Raw genomic sequence first — 15978 nt, 5'->3', positions numbered from 1 at the left:
CACGCGTCAGCCCGCGGCGTGGTCCTGCGTACGCCGCGGGAGGTGCTCAGGAAGCTGCGCGATGGCCTACGCGTTCACCTCCACCAGCCGCTTCCCGTCGAAGGTCATGACCTCGAAGTGGTCGATCTGGTTCGGCGTGAAGGCAGCGCCGCCGTGCACGTAGAGCGGGTACTTCGCCGCTTCGGTCTTGGCGTTCGGGATGCCGTAGCCCCAGTTCGGGACGGACCAGGAGGTGACCGTCTCGCGCTCGCCGTTCTTGCCGACGGCGATCAAGGAGCACTTGAGCGGGCCCTTGACGTTCTTCAACTGGAGAACGGCGTGGGTGCCCCAGGCCCTGGGCTCCACCGCGACCACGGCGTTGACCTTGGTGCTCGGATCGGTCCCAGAGTGCTTGTCCTTCATGATCTGGAAGGCCTGCTGGGCGGGGCCCATGGCCATCGGGTCCTGCGCCGTACCGCTGTCGCCGCCGCCGTTCACCGCCATGACGGTGAGCGGGCCGCCGATGATCAGCGCGGCCGCGGCCGCCACCAGATAGAAGCCGCGCCGGCGTTTCTGGGCACGCCGCTCGGACACCTCGTCGATCAGCCGCTCGGCCAGCCGTGGGCTGGGCTTCGCGGACAGGGATTCGCCGAGGGCCGGGGAGCCCTGGCTGCCGGGCAGGTCCGCGAGTGCGGCCAGCATCGGCTCCATGCCCGCGAGGTCGTCCAGCTGCTGGGCGCACCAGTCGCAGGTGGCGAGGTGGGCCTCGAAGGCCGTCGCCTCGGCGTCGTCCAGGATTCCGAGGGCGTAGGCGCCGACGGTCTCGTGGATGTCGCCCTGTCCCTGGGGACCCTGTGGACCTCTTACGGCTCCCGGGCCGCCGGTTCCGAATCCCCCGTACACATTGCTCATGCCGTCACCCCCCGCTCCTCCAGCGCCAGCTTCATGGACCGCAGGGCGTAGAAAACCCTCGAGCGCACCGTCCCACTGGGGATGCCGAGCGTTTCGGCCGCCTCATTGACCGTACGCCCTTTGAAGTACGTTTCGACCAAGACCTCCCGGTGAGCAGGGGTCAGGTCGTCCAGCGCGTCCGACAGTGTCATCAGCCACAACGCCTTGTCGATCTCGTCCTCCGCGGGGATGACCTCCAGCGGCGACGGGTCCACCTCCTGCGGCCGGGCCTGCCGGCTGCGGTGGCCGTCGATGACGATGCGCCGGGCGACCGTCACCAGCCAGGGGCGTACCGAACCGGTCGCTCGATTGAGCTGGCCGGCGTTCTTCCAGGCACGGATGAGCGTTTCCTGCACGACGTCCTCGGCGCGCTGCCGGTCGCCCGCGACCAGGCGCAGCACATAGGCGAGCAGGGGTCCCGCGTGTTCTCTGTACAGGGCGCGCATCAGCTCCTCGTCCGGTTCCCCCGACGAGGACGACGAGGACGAGGTCATGCGATGGCGGGCCCTTGGCCTTCGTTCATCAGCCACGGCGGAATCCTTGCGCACGCCTACCTCCGGTGTCCGGGGGTTCCCCCAGTCGGTCGCTCACATCCGGGTACGCAGACAAGGGCCGCCGTGTTCAAAGTGAGACCACAAATTTCTTGGGGAAGGTGTGGAACGCCATGCTCCTGGGCACCCATTCCTCCCCCAACGGGACATACGGCATCAGCAGTCGAGAGACGCAGGTCACAGCAGTCGGAGGCTTCACTCGCCGGCAGGGCTGGATCATCCTGTGAAAATTTGGCTTGACTTTGATGGAGGGCCTGTCGAGATCCGTCACCCGCAGTTCAGTTTCAGCCACCGTCTGCCATTACTCGGCCGTGTTCCCGCGCGTTCCAGAATGCCTTCCCTTTTACGGCCGGGGATCTACTTTCAGCGACGGATCGTCCCCTTTCCGTCACCTGGTGATTTTCCCTTCGCCACCGGTCCTCTTTTTCGTGGCCATTTCTCTTCTCCGCCGCGCCACCGGCCGATGCCCCGGCGCGGGTCCGCCGCATCCGGCGTCCACCACCACACCTGGAACCCGGCCGCAGCCGGGTCGCCCGGCGGGGTCACGCGCGGGCGAGTGCGGCGCGGCGGCGGTGGCGGGCCACCCGTTCCCGGTTGCCGCACACCTCGCTCGAGCACCAGCGGCGACGGCGCCCCCGGGACGTGTCCAGGTAGACGATGGGGCAGTTGTCACCCGCGCACTGCCGCAGACTCGCCCGCGCCTCCGGGTCGGTCAGCAGCTCGACGGCCTCACGAGCCACCGCGGCCAGCAGTTCCTCGCACCCCGGCAGGGCCCACAGCCGCCGTACCAGCACGCCCTCCTCGGTGCGGATCGCGCAGGGCGCGGGCACCGTCCCCTGCGCCACCGTGTTGACCCATGCCAGTGCCCCGTCGGCCGGATGCCCGTCCAGTTCGCCGCGCACCAACCGCCCGATGTACCCGCGCAGTTCACGGAAGGCCGCCAGCCACCGCGCGTCCACCCCGGTCAGCGGCGTGCCCACCGGCACCAGCCCGGCCCCGTCGATCCATGCCCGCAGCCGCTCCACCGAGTCGAGCCGCTCCTCGGGATGCGTCGTCGCCAGCAGGTCCAGGCAGATCCGACCGGAGTCGAACCGCAGCTCGGACGAGGCCGTGGCCGTGTCGGATGCCATGTGCCTGTCACCGCCTTGGAGTTGCCGCCGCGAGCGGCGGCCGGTGTGGTCCGCCGAAGAGACGTGTCCGCGCGAGGATGCCCGGGTACCGGGAGTTCGTACCCCCGTTCGTACCCACTACAGTGCACGTCCGCACCTGCCCCGGGAAGGCCCCGTACGCCCCTGCCTCCACCGCGGACACCGGCTTGTGCGGCTGCGCGGTCGTCTCCGTGTGCCGGACTCGTCAGGACGGCTCAGACATCGGCGTACTTGGACTCCGCCACCGGGTCGAGCGCCAGCCGGTAGCCGCGCTTGACCACCGTCTGGATGAGCTTGGGCGCCCCCAGAGCCGTACGCAGCCGGGCCATCGCCGTCTCCACGGCGTGCTCGTCGCGCCCGGCCCCCGGCAGCGCCCGCAGCAGCTCCGCCCGGGCGACCACCCAGCCCGGACGCCGGCTCAGGGCGCGCAGCAGGGACATGCCGGCAGGCGGCACGGGCCGCAGCGCTCCGTCCACCAGCACGGCATGCCCTCGGATCTCCACACGGTGGCCGGCGACGGGCAACGTCCGTGCGCGGGCAGGCAGTTCCTGGCACAGCAGTTGGACAAGCGGGCCCAGCCGGAAGCGTTCGGGCTGGACCGTGTCCACGCCGCGGGCCTGGAGCGGCAGCGCGGTGACAGGTCCGACGCAGGCGGGCAGCACGTCGTGGTGGAGGGCGGCGAGCAGGTCGGAGCCCAGTCCGCGCTCCTCTGCACGGGAGAGCAAAGACGCGGCGGCCGGCGCACTGGTGAAGGTGAGCGCGTCCAGGCCACGGGTGACGGCCGCGTCCAGAAGCCGGTCGACGGGCCCGATGTCCTCCGGCGGCATCCACCGGTACACGGGGACCCCGACGACCTCGGCGCCGCCCTCCCGCAGCGCCTCGACGAAGCCGGGCAGCGGCTCGCCGTGCAACTGGACGGCGATACGCCGGCCCGCCACGCCCTCGGTCAGGAGCCGGTCCAGGACCTCGGCCATGGACTCCGAGCCCGGTGACCAGTCCTCGGTCAGCCCGGCCGCCCTTATGGCGCCCTTGACCTTGGGCCCGCGTGCCAGCAGTTCCACCCCGCGCAGCCGGTCCAGCAGGGCCTCGCCGAGCCCCCAGCCGTCGGCGGCCTCGACCCAGCCGCGGAAGCCGATCGCGGTGGTGGCGACCACGACGTCCGGCGCCAGGTCGATCAACTCCACTGTCGCGGCCAGCAGTTCACCGTCGTCGGCCAGCGGCACGATGCGCAGGGCGGGGGCGTGCACCACGGCCGCGCCGCGCCGCTGGAGCAGGGCGCCCAGTTCGTCCGCCCGGCGCGCGGCCGTCACGCCCACGGTGAACCCCGCGAGCGGGCCGTGCTCAGGTCGCTGCTGGTTGTCGTCCATGGCCCTCGTCCCGCACTTCGGCCGGCATTCCGGTCCTACGCCTCGTCCTCGGATTCCGACGAGCCTGTCAACGACGCATGACGGGCCCGGTTCCGCTTCGTGTCACCGGTGTTACCGATCCGGTCCGGCCCCGGAGGCGCCGCACGGATCTCCGGCTTTCCGGCCGGGGAACCGTGGGCGCCCCCGGAAGGACTCCGCGTCACACCTCGGCGTAGCCGAGCTGCGGCTTCGCCGCCGCGGCAGCGGCCTTCGGCTGCGCCTGCCCGGCCGGGCGGCGAAGGTATACGGCCCAGGTGACCGCGAAGGCGACGCCGTAGAAGGCGAGGAAGGCGACGAACGCGCCCGTGCCGGAGCCGTAGGAGAGGAAGGACTGCCGGAAGGCGAGGTTGATACCGACGCCGCCGAGAGCGCCCACGGCCCCGATGAGTCCCATCGAGCCGCCGGAGAGCCGGCGCCCGTAGGAGACGGCCTCGTCCCCGGACAGCCCCTTGGCGACGGCCTTGGCCTGGAAGATCCCCGGAATCATCTTGTACGTGGACCCGTTGCCGAGCCCGCTGAGTGCGAACAGCACCGCGAAGACGGCGACGAACAGGGGCAGCGACTTCTGCACACTGGCCACGACCAGGACCGCGGTCGCGCCGGCCATGGCGACGAAGTTCCACAGGGTGATCCTCGCGCCGCCGTAGCGGTCGGCCAGCCATCCGCCGACGGGACGGATGAGGGAGCCGAGGAGCGGGCCGACGAAGGTGAGGTACGCCGCCTGGAGCGGGGTCTGCCCGAACTGGTTCTGCAGCACCTGCCCGAAGGCGAAGCTGTAGCCGATGAAGGAGCCGAAGGTGCCGATGTAGAGGAAGGACATGATCCAGGTGTGGACGTCCCTGGCGGCGTCCTTCGCGGCCCCGGTGTCGTTCCTGACGGACGCGATGTTGTCCATGAAGAGGGCGGCGAGTACGGCGGCGACGACGATGAGCGGGATGTAGAGGGCGAGCAGCACGCGCGGCCCGCCGTTCGCCCCGATGACGGCGAGGGCCGCGAGTTGGATGACGGGCACGCCGATGTTGCCGCCGCCGGCGTTGAGTCCGAGGGCCCAGCCCTTCTTCCGCAGCGGGAAGAAGGCGTTGATGTTGGTCATGGAGGAGGCGAAGTTGCCGCCGCCGATACCGGCGAGCAGTCCGACCCACAGGAAGGTGGCGAAGGACGTGCCGGGCTCCATGACGACGAAGGCGGCGACCGTCGGTACGAGCAGCAGGCAGGCGGAGACGATCGTCCAGTTCCGCCCGCCGAAGACGGCGACGGCGAAGGTGTAGGGCACGCGGACGACCGCCCCGACGAGTGTGACCACCGAGGTGAGCAGGAACTTGTCGGCGGGGGTCAGCCCGTACTCGGGGCCCATGAACAGGACGAGCACGGACCACAGGGTCCAGACCGAGAACCCGATGTGCTCGGAGAGGACGGAGAAGGCGAGGTTGCGCCGGGCCACCCGCTGCCCGGTCGTACGCCAGAAGGTCTCGTCCTCCGGATCCCAGTGCTCGATCCAGCGGCCTCCCCTGCGCGGTGCGGGGGCTGTGCTCGGGGCTGTCATGGCGCCTCCACGGTTCTCCGGTGCCCGGGTGTCGTGAGTCCCGAAGGTAGGAAGGACGCGTTTCCGCACTGTGCCCGCGGGTGACCGCGAGGGAACGTTGCTCTCACGGGGTGGGGAGGGGTGCGGTGAGGGGGCCGGGCGCGGTGACGAGGCCGGCACGGTGGGGGGCCGGCACGGTGGGGGCTGGCACGGTGAGGGACCGGGCGCGCTGAGGGACCGGGCGCGGTGAGGGGCGCGCTCGCCGCACGGGTGTGCCCACCCGCGGGACGCCACGCCCGCTCGCGTCGGCGCCGAAAAGGCGCCCGCGGCGAACTGCCAGGCGTCAGGAAGCAGGCCGGCCCATGATGTCGGCGTCGGCGGCCGGGAGCCACGCCCCCGGGGGCCAGCGCAGCCACCCCTCGGCCGCACCGGTCTCGGCTGCCGCCCGTCGCAGCGCCTCGATCCCGGGATGGGTCGCGCCCTTGCGCCACACCAACGACACGGGGGACAGCGGCACCGGGTCGACCAGCGGTCGCAGGACCGTGCGCGGCATGGGCGGGAAGTCCGTCACCGCCAGGATCGGGTTCCCTCTCTTCGCCATGATCCGCTGGAACTCCGCCGTCCCGACGGCGAGCGGAGCGGGCGGTGCGATGCCGATGCCCCGGTTCTCGAACAGGCGGCGCGCGAGGTCGGTCCACTCCGGTGTCCGAGGGTTCCCGGCGCCCGCGTACACCGTCTCACCGGCCAGCGCGGACAGCGGCACCTCGGCCAGCGGTACCAGGCGGTGGCCCTCGGGCAGGATGATCGCCATCCGCTCGTACCGCACGGGCTGCTGTTCGAGCCGGGTCCGGACCGCCGGATCCAGCCCGGCGAACCGCCCGAACGACGCGTCGAGCCGCCCGGCGAGGATCTCCGTGGCGGCCCCGGTCAGACCGCTCTCGTAACGGGTCATCAGTTCGGTGTCGGGGACCAGTTCACGAGCGTGGTCGAGGATGCGGCTGCCGATCAGGCCCGGGCTGTTGACGTCCACCAGCAGCGGCCGGTCGGGCTCGCCGTCCCGCCCGAACGCGGCGAGCAGCGCGCTCTGCGCCTCCAGCACCCGGCGCGCGTACGGCAGGAGGCGCGCGCCGTCCGGGGTCAGGGACACCTGCCGGGTGTTGCGGATGAACAGCTCGGCGCCCAGTTCCCGTTCCAGCCGGCGGATGTCACGGCTGAGCGCCTGCTGGGCGACGTAGAGCCGGGTCGCGGCACGAGTGAAGTGCAGTTCCTCGGCGACGGCGAGGAAGGCACGGAGCAGGCGGGGGTCGACGGTGGCGGCGGGCATCCGCAGAACTTACAACCCAGGTGCGTCAATCACCACCGAGTAAGTGTTGGACCGCAGGTCAGGGGGCGGGCGACGGTTGCACCATGCCGCAACTACCCGCCCTCGCCCTCCGGCCCCGCAACCCCTATCTGCGTCTCTTCACCGTGCCCGGCACCCGCGCCTTCACGGCCGGGAACCTCATCGCCCGCCTTCCCATCGGCATGTTCAGCGTAAGCGCGGTCATCATGATCGCGGGTGCCCGGGGTTCGTACGCCCTCGCGGGTGCCGTCACCGCCACCGGCCTCGTGGCGACGGCCGTGGCCGGCCCCTGGGTCGCGCGGCTCGTCGACCGCCACGGCCAGGCGCGGATCGCCGTCCCGGCCGCGGCGTTCGCCCTCCTCGGCGGTCTGGCCCTGCTGCTCTGCGTGCACTACGACGCCCCCGACTGGACCCTGTTCGCCGCCTACGCCGCCACCGCCACGACCCCCAACATCGGAGGCCTGTCCCGCGCCCGCTGGGCCCATCTCCTCCGCGACGACCCGGACGCCCTGCACACCGCGAACTCCTTCGAACAGGCGGTGGACGAGCTGTGCTTCATGCTCGGCCCGGTGCTGGCCGCCTTCCTCTGCACCCGGCTCTTCCCGGAGGCCGGAACCCTGATCGGCGGGATCCTGCTGCTCACGGGCATGCTGGTGTTCGCGGCCCAGCGCGCCACGGAGCCGCCGCCGAGCCGAGGCGCCCGTACGGCCGCCCCGTTCCGCGCGCCCGGCATGCCCCCGCTGCTGCTGGGCCTGCTCGCCACGGGGGCGGTGTTCGGCTCGATGGAGGTGGTGACCATCGCGTTCGCCGACGCCCACGGCCACAAGGCGGTCGCCGGCCCGGTCCTCGCGCTGCAGGCCGCCGGATCGTGCGCGGCCGGTCTGCTCTACGGCACGCTGCGGCCGGCGGGCCCTCCCGAGCGCCGCTACCTGTGGTGCCTGACGGTGATGGCCGCCCTCATGTCACTGCCCCTGCTCGCGGCCCGCACCACCGGCTCGCTCGCCGCCCTCGCCCCCGCCCTGCTCCTGGCGGGCATGGCCACCGCGCCCACGATGGTCACCGCGATGACCCTGGTTCAGCGCCGCACACCGAAGGGCCGCCTCAACGAGGGCATGACCCTCGCGGTGACGGCCCTGCTGGGCGGCGTGGCCTGCGGCTCCGCCACGGGCGGCTGGGCGGCGGAGCACCTGCAGCCGACAACAGGTTTCACCGTGCCGGCCACCGCGGCGGTACTCGCACTGCTGATCGCGGTGGGGCACAGGCGCGTTGCGCGGATATCCGCCGATGCACAGGTCTCCCGATGGACACCCTCGAAGGCGGACAGCCGATGAGGCGCAGCCTGCGCCGAGCAGGGCGCGGGAGTGCGCGCGGCCTCCTCGACAGCCTTCACCAGGCCGTTCGCGAGGTCGAAGGCGTTCTCGCGATAGAAGCCGAGCTCGGTGTGAGAGGCCTCCTCCGATGATCTCCTGGCTGGTCTCGGTGGCCGCTGCGTCGCAGCAGCTTGGCCGAATTCCGTCCGACAGGCTCCTGGCACGACAAAGGCCCCGCCGCTCGTAAGCGGCGAGGCCTTGCCCACATGGGGTAAGTGGAGATGGCGGGAATCGAACCCGCGTCCAACGGTGCGGAATCAGGGCTTCTCCGTGTGCAGTCCGCTGCGTTTTTCTCAGCCCCGGAGATCACGCGAACAAGTCTCCGACGGGCTCAGTCACTGTTTGGTTTCCCTCTTCACCCCGTGACCGGGATCAAGGTTTAGTCCCCTAGCTGATGCCAGGATCCGGGTCGGGAACAGCCCCGGGCTGACACTTCGCAAGTCGCTACTTAGGCAGCGAGGGCGAAGGAATCGCGCTTGGTGTTGGCGATTATTTTTTTCGGCCTGTGGTTTACGAGATCATGGCCGCTTCCTCGACACGCTTCCCCTGCTTCGACAGCCGCTGTCGAAACCGATCATCCCCATGTTGATTTTTCAATCGGCGCCCCTCGCGAGGAGGGACTGGCACCGGCGTGCGGTGCGGACGTCATCATACGGGATCAACGCACCTTCATGCCAGCGTATTCCCGGTGGCCACCCGGTCGTGGGACCAAGTTCAACCGTCCGGCGTGCCCGGTCGTTCCCGGATCAGGCCCGCTGCCGGCGCCGTGCCGCAGACATCGCCCGGTCCGCCTCGCGGCGGTCCTGCTTCTCGCGGAGCGTCTGCCGCTTGTCGTACTCCTTCTTACCCCTGGCCAGCGCGATCTCGACCTTGGCGCGGCCGTCCTTGAAGTACAGGGCGAGGGGCACGATCGTGTGACCCGTCTCCTGCGACTTGGACTCCAGCTTGTCGATCTCGGTGCGGTGCAGCAGCAGCTTCCGCTTGCGGCGGGCGCTGTGGTTGGTCCACGTGCCCTGGCTGTACTCCGGGACGTGGACGTTGTGTAGCCACGCTTCGTGACCGTCCAGCTGCACGAAGCCGTCGACGAGCGAGGCCCGGCCCTGGCGCAGCGACTTCACCTCGGTCCCCATCAGCACGAGACCGGCCTCGTACGTGTCGAGGATGTGGTAGTCGTGCCGCGCCTTCTTGTTCTGCGCGATCAGCTTGCGCCCTTTTTCCTTAGCCATAGTGCCGCCATTTTCGCACTGCGGAGGGGTGACGAGGAAAGCCGATTACGGCGGGTGTCGATTACGGGGGGCGACGTGCTGCGCTACGAGGCGTCGCCGAGGCCGCTGAGCACCGTCTCGGCCCGCTCCAGCACCCGCTCATCGACCTCCAGGTCGGGGGTGATGCCCCGGCCGTCGACGCTGCGACCCGCGGGGGTGCGGTAGTGCCCGACGGTCAGTTCCGCGACGGAGCCGTCGGGGAGGCGGCTCGGCATCTGGACCGAGCCCTTGCCGAAGGTGCGGGTGCCTACGACCACGGCCCGGCCGCGGTCCTGGAGAGCACCGGTGAGCAGTTCGGCCGCACTCATGGTGCCGCCGTCGACGAGTGCGACCAGGGGTCTGGTGGTGTCACCGCCGGGATCGGCGTGCAAGGCGCGCTCGTCGCCCTTGACGTCGTACGTGGCCACGAGCCCGCCGTCGAGGAAGGCCGACGCGGCGGTGACGGCCTCGGTGACCAGTCCGCCGGAGTTGCCGCGCAGGTCGAGGACGATCCCCGCACCCTTGGGGGCGGCCGCCACGGCTTCGCGCACGAGGTCGCCGGAGCCCTTGGTGAAGGCGGCGACCCTGATCATGGTGACGTCGCCCCCGAGCCGGCGCACGGTCACCGAGTCGGTGGACAGCCGGGCCCGGCGCAGTACCTCGTTCCACCGGTGCGTGCCGCGTTGCAGGCCGAGCCGGACCGGGGTGCCGGCGGGGGCGTCGTCGGCATCACCTCGCAGAAAGGACATGACCTCGGTGACGGGCCTGCCGTCGACGTTCTCGCCGTCGACGCTGCGCAGCCGGTCGCCCGTGCGGATCCCGGCGGCGTCCGCGGGCGAGCCGGGCTGCACCCGCGTCACCTCGATCCGGCCGTCGCGCTCGCGGCGGGCGGAGAGCCCGACGCCGGTGTACTGGCCGTCGAGGGCTTCCTCGAACTCCTGGTACTCGCCCCGGGAGTAGACGGCGCTCCAGCGGTCGCCGCTGCGGCTGACGGCACGTTCGGCCGCCTCCATGGGGGACTTGCCGTCGGCCATGGCCCGCGCGGCCGCCTCGGCGACGTCGTCGTCCTGGCCGACCTTGGCGACCGGGGTGGTGGAGGGCGATTTCCCGACGGATTCGTCGAACGAGCCGGTCGCGGCGCCCGCGACAAGGACGCTCGCGAAGACCAACGTCAGGGCCGCCCCGTGGCGGATGCGACGGGGCTGACAAAACAAGTCATGGCCTGACATGCGGGTGAGTCTAGGACAACGCATGGGGGCGTACGGGCGGTTGCCCGCACGCCCCCATTGGCGTGCATCACACCTTCAGGTACTTGCGCAACGCGAAGAAAGCGGCAAGCGCGGGCATCAGCAGGCTCGTGGCGAGTATCAGCGGCAGCTTCGTCAACACGGCGTCCCAGCCGATGAAGTTGATCAGATTGAGCTTGTGGGACAGGTCGAGGCCGTGGTCGATGATGAAGTACCGGGCGACCACCAGGAATCCGCACGCGACGGTGCCGCCGATGAGTCCGGCGACCGCGGCCTCCATGATGAACGGCGTCTGGATGTAGAAACCGGAGGCGCCGACGAGACGCATGATGCCGGTCTCACGACGACGGCTGAACGCGGAGACGCGCACGGTGTTGACGATCAGCATCAGCGCGACGACGAGCATCATCGCCATGACCGCGCGGGCGGCCCAGTTCATGCCGTTGAGCAACCCGAAGAGGTTGTCGAGGATGCCCTTCTGGTCCTGCACCGACTGCACGCCGTCGCGGCCGTTGAAGGCACTCGCGATGACCTGGTACTGCTCCGGGTTCTTCAGCTTGATGCGGTACGACTCCTGCATCTGGTCCGGAGTGAGCGAACTGGCCAGCGGAGAGTCGCCGAACTGCTCCTTGTAGTGCTTGTAGGCCTCGTCCTGCGACTCGTAGGTGACCTTCTGGACGACGGTCGTCATCTTGTCCAGGTCGCCGAGGATCTGCTTCTTCTGCTCCTCGGTGACCGCGCCCTTGGAGCAGTTGGGGTCGGACTCCGCGTCGCTCTTGTTGCACAGGAAGACCGAGACGTTGACCTTGTCGTACCAGTAGCCCTTCATCTGGTTCACCTGGTCGCTCATGAGGAGCGAACCACCGAACAGGGCAAGCGAGAGGGCGACCGAGACGATCACCGCGAAGGTCATCGTCAGATTGCGGCGGAGACCGACACCGATCTCCGACAGAACGAACTGGGCGCGCATGGCGTCTGCTCAAGCCTTTCCGTGGATCTCAGTGCTGGTAGCCGTAGACGCCGCGTGCCTGGTCGCGGACGAGGCGGCCCTTCTCCAGCTCGATGACGCGCTTGCGCATCTGGTCCACGATGTTCTGGTCGTGGGTCGCCATCACCACGGTCGTGCCCGTCCGGTTGATCCGGTCGAGCAGTTTCATGATGCCGACGGAGGTCTGCGGGTCGAGGTTTCCGGTGGGCTCGTCGGCGATCAGCAGCTTGGGCCGGTTGACGAAGGCCCGCGCGATGGCGACGCGCTGCTGCTCACCACCGGACAGCTCGCCCGGCATACGGTCCTCCTTGCCGCCGAGCCCGACGAGGTCGAGCACCTGGGGCACGGACTTGCGGATCTCGCCACGCGACTTGCCGATGACCTCCTGGGCGAAGGCCACGTTCTCGGCGACCGTCTTGTTCGGCAGAAGACGGAAGTCCTGGAACACGGTCCCCAGCTGGCGGCGCATCTGCGGCACCTTCCAGTTGGAGAGACGTGCGAGGTCCTTGCCCAGGACGTGCACCTGCCCGGTGCTGCACCGCTCCTCGCGGAGGATCAGCCGCAGGAAGGTGGACTTTCCGGAGCCGGAGGACCCCACGAGGAACACGAACTCGCCCTTCTCGACCTCCAGGGATACATCCCGGAGGGCCGGACGGTTCTGCTTGGGGTAGACCTTGGAGACATTGTCGAATCGGATCACGGATGCACCACGGGCCGTTGGGATTGGTGACCGTGACCATACGCGAAGCAGGTGTACCGGCGCAGTCGCCGGTCTGGGTTGTACGAGAGTTATGCGTTTTGTCCACCCCCGGCCGCAGCACGAACCATGACATCCTGCAATTCGGCCGGGGAGACGCGATCTGCCGCGGGAGGGTCCCGCGGCTCCGGAGCCAGCCGCCTCGACCGCCCGGGGAGCGCTTCCAGGCCCCATACCCTCAAGGCCCCGCGCCGAAATCGACGGAACCTGGCACAGTGGAGTGGGGAACGGTTGCGTTCCCGGAAACGTTGTGTACGTGTAAGCGGCACAAGGAGGGCGAGGCGCATGACGTACGACCGATTGGTGTGCGCGAACTGCGCGGCGCCCGTCAGTGAGGGACGCTGCCCCGTCTGCCGCGCGAGCCGAGAGCGCCTGCAGCAGGAAAACCCCTGGTCGGGGCTGAATCCAACGGCGCTGATCGTGCTCTTGGCCGTGCTGATCGCAGCAGTGGCGCTGCTGGCGCACCAGACGGCGTAGGACAGCCGCACACACGGCGGCACAGGGACATACGAAGGGGCCCGGAGCGGATGACGCTCCGGGCCCCTTCCCATGCGCTTCTCAGGCCTGCGGACGGCTGCATGAGCCCGTCGGCCTCGGCCGGGCGGCTTGAGCCCTTGGTCAGACAGCAGCCCCGTTGCGGCCGCTGACGAAGCGCGGCAGCACCCGGAAGCCGATACCACCGGCGATCATCGTGGCGGCGCCGACCAGCAGGAACGCGGTCTGACCGGCACCCGTCTCGGCCAGTTGCTTGCCGCCGCCCTGGGCGGAGGTGTCGGAGTTGCTGTTGTCCGCACCGGTGTCGGTCAGACCCGAGGAACCCTTGCCCTGCTGGACCGGGTTGTTGCCGCCGTCGGGGTTGGTGTTGTCGCCGCCACCGTTGCCGCCGCCGTTCCCGTTGCCGTGGCCGCCGCCGTTGCCCTCGGTCGGGTCGTCGGTCGGTTCGGTCGGTTCGCCGGTGGGCTGGGTCGGGTCGTCGGTCGGCTCACCCGTGGCGGTCGGCGGCTCGGACGTCGGCGGCGCCGGAGGCGTCGACACGGGGGCCGAGGGGATGCCGGTCTGGGAGGGATCGCCGGTCGGCTCGCCGGTCTCGTCGCCGAGGCCGGCGGCGACGTGGACCCTCAGGCCGTCGTCGTCCGCGCTCGCGCCGATGTTGAGGTCGAGCGCCGAAGCGGCACCCGCGGCGGTCAGCGAAGCGCCGGCGGCGATCACCGTACCGGCGGCTATCCGCGCCATACGGATCCGCGTCTTCTTGGTCATCTGCCTACTACCCCCAGTAGCTGATCGTCAGTGGGGCAGCGCCCGGGGCCACGGCGTCGGGGGCGGCTGTACGGAAGCCCCCCGGTTCACATGCACCCCAGAGATACGCATGCCGCGCGTCACCCTTCCGAGTTTTCACAGCAACGTCAAGGTCGTTGCGTACGCGATGTCCAGTAAGTGATCGTTTGCGGGAGACGTCGCAGCGTGAGTGTGATGTAAAACCCAGACATCCGGCCACAGAAAAGGCAACTGCCCCCGCTTGGGGGGCAGTTGCCTTGTCGACAAAGCGTCGTTGTCAGGTGGCGATTTCGCCGTTCACCGCCGGACTTACTTCTCCTGCTGCTTGCGCCAGCGAATTCCGGCCTCGATGAATCCGTCGATCTCACCGTTGAACACGGACTCGGGGTTGCCGACTTCGTATTCGGTCCGCAGGTCCTTGACCATCTGGTACGGGTGCAGGACGTACGAACGCATCTGGTTGCCCCAGGAGTTGCCACCGTCGCCCTTGAGGGCGTCCATCTTGGCCTGCTCCTCCTGCCGGCGCCGCTCGAGGAGCTTGGCCTGCAGGACGTTCATCGCGCTGGCCCTGTTCTGGATCTGGGACCGCTCGTTCTGGCAGGTGACGACGATGCCGGTGGGGAGGTGCGTGATCCGCACGGCGGAGTCGGTCGTGTTGACGCCCTGGCCGCCGGGACCGGAGGACCGGAACACATCGACGCGGAGGTCGGAGTCGTCGATCTCGACGTGGTCGGACTGCTCGACGACGGGAAGGATCTCGACGCCCGCGAAGGAGGTCTGGCGCCGCCCCTGGTTGTCGTAGGGGGAGATACGGACGAGGCGGTGCGTGCCCTGCTCGACGGAGAGGGTGCCGTAGGCGTACGGCGCCTGGACGGCGAAGGTCGTGGACTTGATCCCGGCCTCTTCCGCGTACGACGTGTCGTAGACCTCGGTCTTGTAACCGTGCTGCTCGGCCCATCGCAGGTACATGCGCTGGAGCTTCTCCGCGAAGTCGGCGGCGTCGACGCCACCGGCCTCGGCGCGGATGTTGACGAGCGCCTCACGGGCGTCGTACTCGCCGGACAGCAGCGTCCGGACCTCCATCTCGTCCAGCGCCTTCTTGACCTCGGAGAGCTCGGACTCGGCCTCGACGCGGGTGTCCGGGTCGTCCTCGGCCTCGGCGAGCTCGAAGAGCACCCCGAGGTCGTCGATCCGGCCACGCAGGGCCTCGGCCTTCCTCACCTCGGCCTGGAGGTGGGAGAGCTTGCTGGTGATCTTCTGCGCCTCGTCCGGGTTGTCCCAGAGGGACGGCACGGCCGCCTGCTCCTCGAGCACGGCGATGTCTGCCCTCATCTTCTCGAGGTCCAGAACGGCCTCGATCGACTCCATGGTCGAGGAGAGGGACTTGAGCTCTTCGGATACATCGACGACTGCCACGCATCCAGCGTAACGGCTCCGCCGCGAAGCCCATGCCGGGTGACTGCCGCTTCCCGGGACACCCGGGGGCCACGCGAGCCGCTGAGGCCGCCGCCCCGCCGCCCCTTCCGGCCTGGGCGGCCGCGTCCTCGGGCGCCGGACAGGCCTCGCCTTCGGGCGCCGGACAGGCCTCGCCTTCGGGCGGCGGGCGGCCTCGCTTTCGACCGCCGGGAGCCGGGCGGCCGGGGTGCCGCCTGGCAACGGGCCTGAGGGCTTCGGGCCGCTGGGGCCCGGGGCGGAAGGGCCTCCCTGTCGGGCGGCCGGGGTGCGCCTGGCACTGGGCCGGGAAGGTTCGGGCCGCTCGGCCCCGGGGCGAAGGGACCTCGCTGTCAGACAACCGGAGTGCGTCTGGGCACCGGGTCCCTGGGCACCGGGACGCCGGGCCACTGGGCGGAGAGGGCCGAGCCCGGGACGCCGGGCCGGTGAGCCCTGGGCCCGGGACGCGGGGCCCAGAAAGCCGCGCCTCGGGCGCCGGGCGACCTCGCCTTCGGCCGCCGGGCGCCCGGGGTACGTCTGGTACTGGGCCGGGAAGGTTCGGGCCGCTGGGGCACCGGGGGGAAGGGACCTCGCTGTCAGACAGCCGGAGTGCGTCTGGGCACCGGGCCCCTGGGCCACCGGGCGGAGAGGGCCGGGCCGGGACGCCGGGCCGGTGAGCCCTGGGCCCGGGACGCGGGGCCCAGAAGCGCTGCGCCTCCGGCGGCGGGCCGCCACGCCTTCGACCGCCGGAGGCCGGGCGGCCGGAG

At 70.3% G+C, this 15978-nt stretch carries 14 protein-coding genes and 1 other RNA gene; 2 read left to right on the top strand and 13 right to left on the bottom strand.

The window, feature by feature from the left end; translation table 11 throughout:
- Positions 1-66: 66 nt before the first annotated feature.
- The 6 genes from ACQEXA_RS34505 to ACQEXA_RS34480 form a co-directional block, all read right to left on the bottom strand.
- The gene (locus ACQEXA_RS34505) at positions 67-891 is read right to left on the bottom strand and encodes an anti-sigma factor family protein (RefSeq protein ID WP_432928267.1); all 825 of its coding nucleotides are present in this window, start codon (positions 889-891) and stop codon (positions 67-69) included.
- A complete protein-coding gene (locus tag ACQEXA_RS34500; protein WP_359397056.1) occupies positions 888-1424 on the bottom strand; it encodes a sigma-70 family RNA polymerase sigma factor in 537 nt (178 codons plus the stop codon). The genes ACQEXA_RS34505 and ACQEXA_RS34500 overlap by 4 nt, the downstream gene beginning before the upstream one ends.
- A 599-nt stretch (positions 1425-2023) precedes the next feature.
- Complete coding sequence (locus ACQEXA_RS34495) at positions 2024-2611, bottom strand: CGNR zinc finger domain-containing protein (protein WP_359396957.1); 588 nt, start codon at positions 2609-2611, stop codon at positions 2024-2026.
- Between the two features lie 233 nt (positions 2612-2844).
- Positions 2845-3996, bottom strand: a complete 1152-nt coding sequence (locus tag ACQEXA_RS34490; protein ID WP_432928269.1) for a uroporphyrinogen-III synthase — start codon at positions 3994-3996, stop codon at positions 2845-2847.
- Between the two features lie 199 nt (positions 3997-4195).
- Positions 4196-5578, bottom strand: coding sequence for a NarK family nitrate/nitrite MFS transporter (locus ACQEXA_RS34485; protein WP_433131961.1), 1383 nt, complete (start codon positions 5576-5578; stop codon positions 4196-4198).
- Positions 5579-5900: 322 nt separating this feature from the next.
- Positions 5901-6881, bottom strand: a complete 981-nt coding sequence (locus ACQEXA_RS34480) for a LysR family transcriptional regulator (protein ID WP_432928273.1) — start codon at positions 6879-6881, stop codon at positions 5901-5903.
- 83 nt (positions 6882-6964) lie between these two features.
- On the opposite strand from ACQEXA_RS34480, the gene ACQEXA_RS34475 reads away from it, so the two are divergent.
- Positions 6965-8230 carry an MFS transporter gene (locus ACQEXA_RS34475; RefSeq protein ID WP_432928275.1) on the top strand — a complete coding sequence of 422 codons (1266 nt, stop codon included), beginning with the start codon at positions 6965-6967 and terminating at the stop codon, positions 8228-8230.
- 252 nt (positions 8231-8482) lie between these two features.
- Here the strand turns inward: ACQEXA_RS34475 and ssrA are convergent.
- The 5 genes from ssrA to ftsE form a co-directional block, all read right to left on the bottom strand.
- Positions 8483-8851: a transfer-messenger RNA gene (ssrA, locus tag ACQEXA_RS34470) on the bottom strand.
- 164 nt (positions 8852-9015) lie between these two features.
- A complete protein-coding gene (gene smpB, locus ACQEXA_RS34465) occupies positions 9016-9495 on the bottom strand; it encodes an SsrA-binding protein SmpB (protein ID WP_360991373.1) in 480 nt (159 codons plus the stop codon).
- 83 nt (positions 9496-9578) lie between these two features.
- Positions 9579-10742, bottom strand: coding sequence for a S41 family peptidase (locus ACQEXA_RS34460; protein WP_432928277.1), 1164 nt, complete (start codon positions 10740-10742; stop codon positions 9579-9581).
- Between the two features lie 67 nt (positions 10743-10809).
- Complete coding sequence (gene ftsX / locus ACQEXA_RS34455; protein ID WP_432928279.1) at positions 10810-11730, bottom strand: permease-like cell division protein FtsX; 921 nt, start codon at positions 11728-11730, stop codon at positions 10810-10812.
- 28 nt (positions 11731-11758) lie between these two features.
- Entirely contained in the window at positions 11759-12448 is a 690-nt protein-coding gene (gene ftsE, locus ACQEXA_RS34450) for a cell division ATP-binding protein FtsE (RefSeq protein ID WP_359396975.1), read from the bottom strand.
- Between the two features lie 342 nt (positions 12449-12790).
- Here ftsE and ACQEXA_RS34445 point away from each other — a divergent pair, with 342 nt between their 5' ends.
- Entirely contained in the window at positions 12791-12982 is a 192-nt protein-coding gene (locus tag ACQEXA_RS34445) for a hypothetical protein (RefSeq protein WP_055495124.1), read from the top strand.
- Positions 12983-13123: 141 nt separating this feature from the next.
- On the opposite strand, the gene ACQEXA_RS34440 is transcribed toward ACQEXA_RS34445, so the two are convergent.
- Together ACQEXA_RS34440 and prfB are read right to left on the bottom strand one after the other, a co-directional pair.
- Complete coding sequence (locus ACQEXA_RS34440) at positions 13124-13762, bottom strand: hypothetical protein (RefSeq protein WP_433131960.1); 639 nt, start codon at positions 13760-13762, stop codon at positions 13124-13126.
- Positions 13763-14089: 327 nt separating this feature from the next.
- Positions 14090-15196, bottom strand: a complete 1107-nt coding sequence (gene prfB, locus ACQEXA_RS34435; RefSeq protein ID WP_432928284.1) for a peptide chain release factor 2 — start codon at positions 15194-15196, stop codon at positions 14090-14092.
- Positions 15197-15978 lie beyond the last annotated feature (782 nt).

The organism is Streptomyces sp. CA-106110 (assembly GCF_050936285.1).
GTDB lineage: Bacteria > Actinomycetota > Actinomycetes > Streptomycetales > Streptomycetaceae > Streptomyces.
Note: the sequence above shows the minus strand (reverse complement) of the source record. Positions and strands in the feature narration are given on the sequence as shown.

Excerpts from the sequence above, each read along its gene's own strand:
- ACQEXA_RS34500 (WP_359397056.1), bottom strand. The coding sequence starts at position 1,424 with ATGACCTCGTCCTCGTCGTCCTCGTCGGGGGAACCGGACGAGGAGCTG.
- ACQEXA_RS34495 (WP_359396957.1), bottom strand. The coding sequence starts at position 2,611 with ATGGCATCCGACACGGCCACGGCCTCGTCCGAGCTGCGGTTCGACTCC.
- ACQEXA_RS34440 (WP_433131960.1), bottom strand. The coding sequence starts at position 13,762 with ATGACCAAGAAGACGCGGATCCGTATGGCGCGGATAGCCGCCGGTACG.
- ACQEXA_RS34480 (WP_432928273.1), bottom strand. The coding sequence starts at position 6,881 with ATGCCCGCCGCCACCGTCGACCCCCGCCTGCTCCGTGCCTTCCTCGCC.
- ftsX (WP_432928279.1), bottom strand. The coding sequence starts at position 11,730 with ATGCGCGCCCAGTTCGTTCTGTCGGAGATCGGTGTCGGTCTCCGCCGC.
- ACQEXA_RS34485 (WP_433131961.1), bottom strand. The coding sequence starts at position 5,578 with ATGACAGCCCCGAGCACAGCCCCCGCACCGCGCAGGGGAGGCCGCTGG.
- ACQEXA_RS34460 (WP_432928277.1), bottom strand. The coding sequence starts at position 10,742 with ATGTCAGGCCATGACTTGTTTTGTCAGCCCCGTCGCATCCGCCACGGG.
- ACQEXA_RS34475 (WP_432928275.1), top strand. The coding sequence starts at position 6,965 with ATGCCGCAACTACCCGCCCTCGCCCTCCGGCCCCGCAACCCCTATCTG.
- ACQEXA_RS34490 (WP_432928269.1), bottom strand. The coding sequence starts at position 3,996 with ATGGACGACAACCAGCAGCGACCTGAGCACGGCCCGCTCGCGGGGTTC.
- smpB (WP_360991373.1), bottom strand. The coding sequence starts at position 9,495 with ATGGCTAAGGAAAAAGGGCGCAAGCTGATCGCGCAGAACAAGAAGGCG.
- ACQEXA_RS34445 (WP_055495124.1), top strand. The coding sequence starts at position 12,791 with ATGACGTACGACCGATTGGTGTGCGCGAACTGCGCGGCGCCCGTCAGT.
- ACQEXA_RS34505 (WP_432928267.1), bottom strand. The coding sequence starts at position 891 with ATGAGCAATGTGTACGGGGGATTCGGAACCGGCGGCCCGGGAGCCGTA.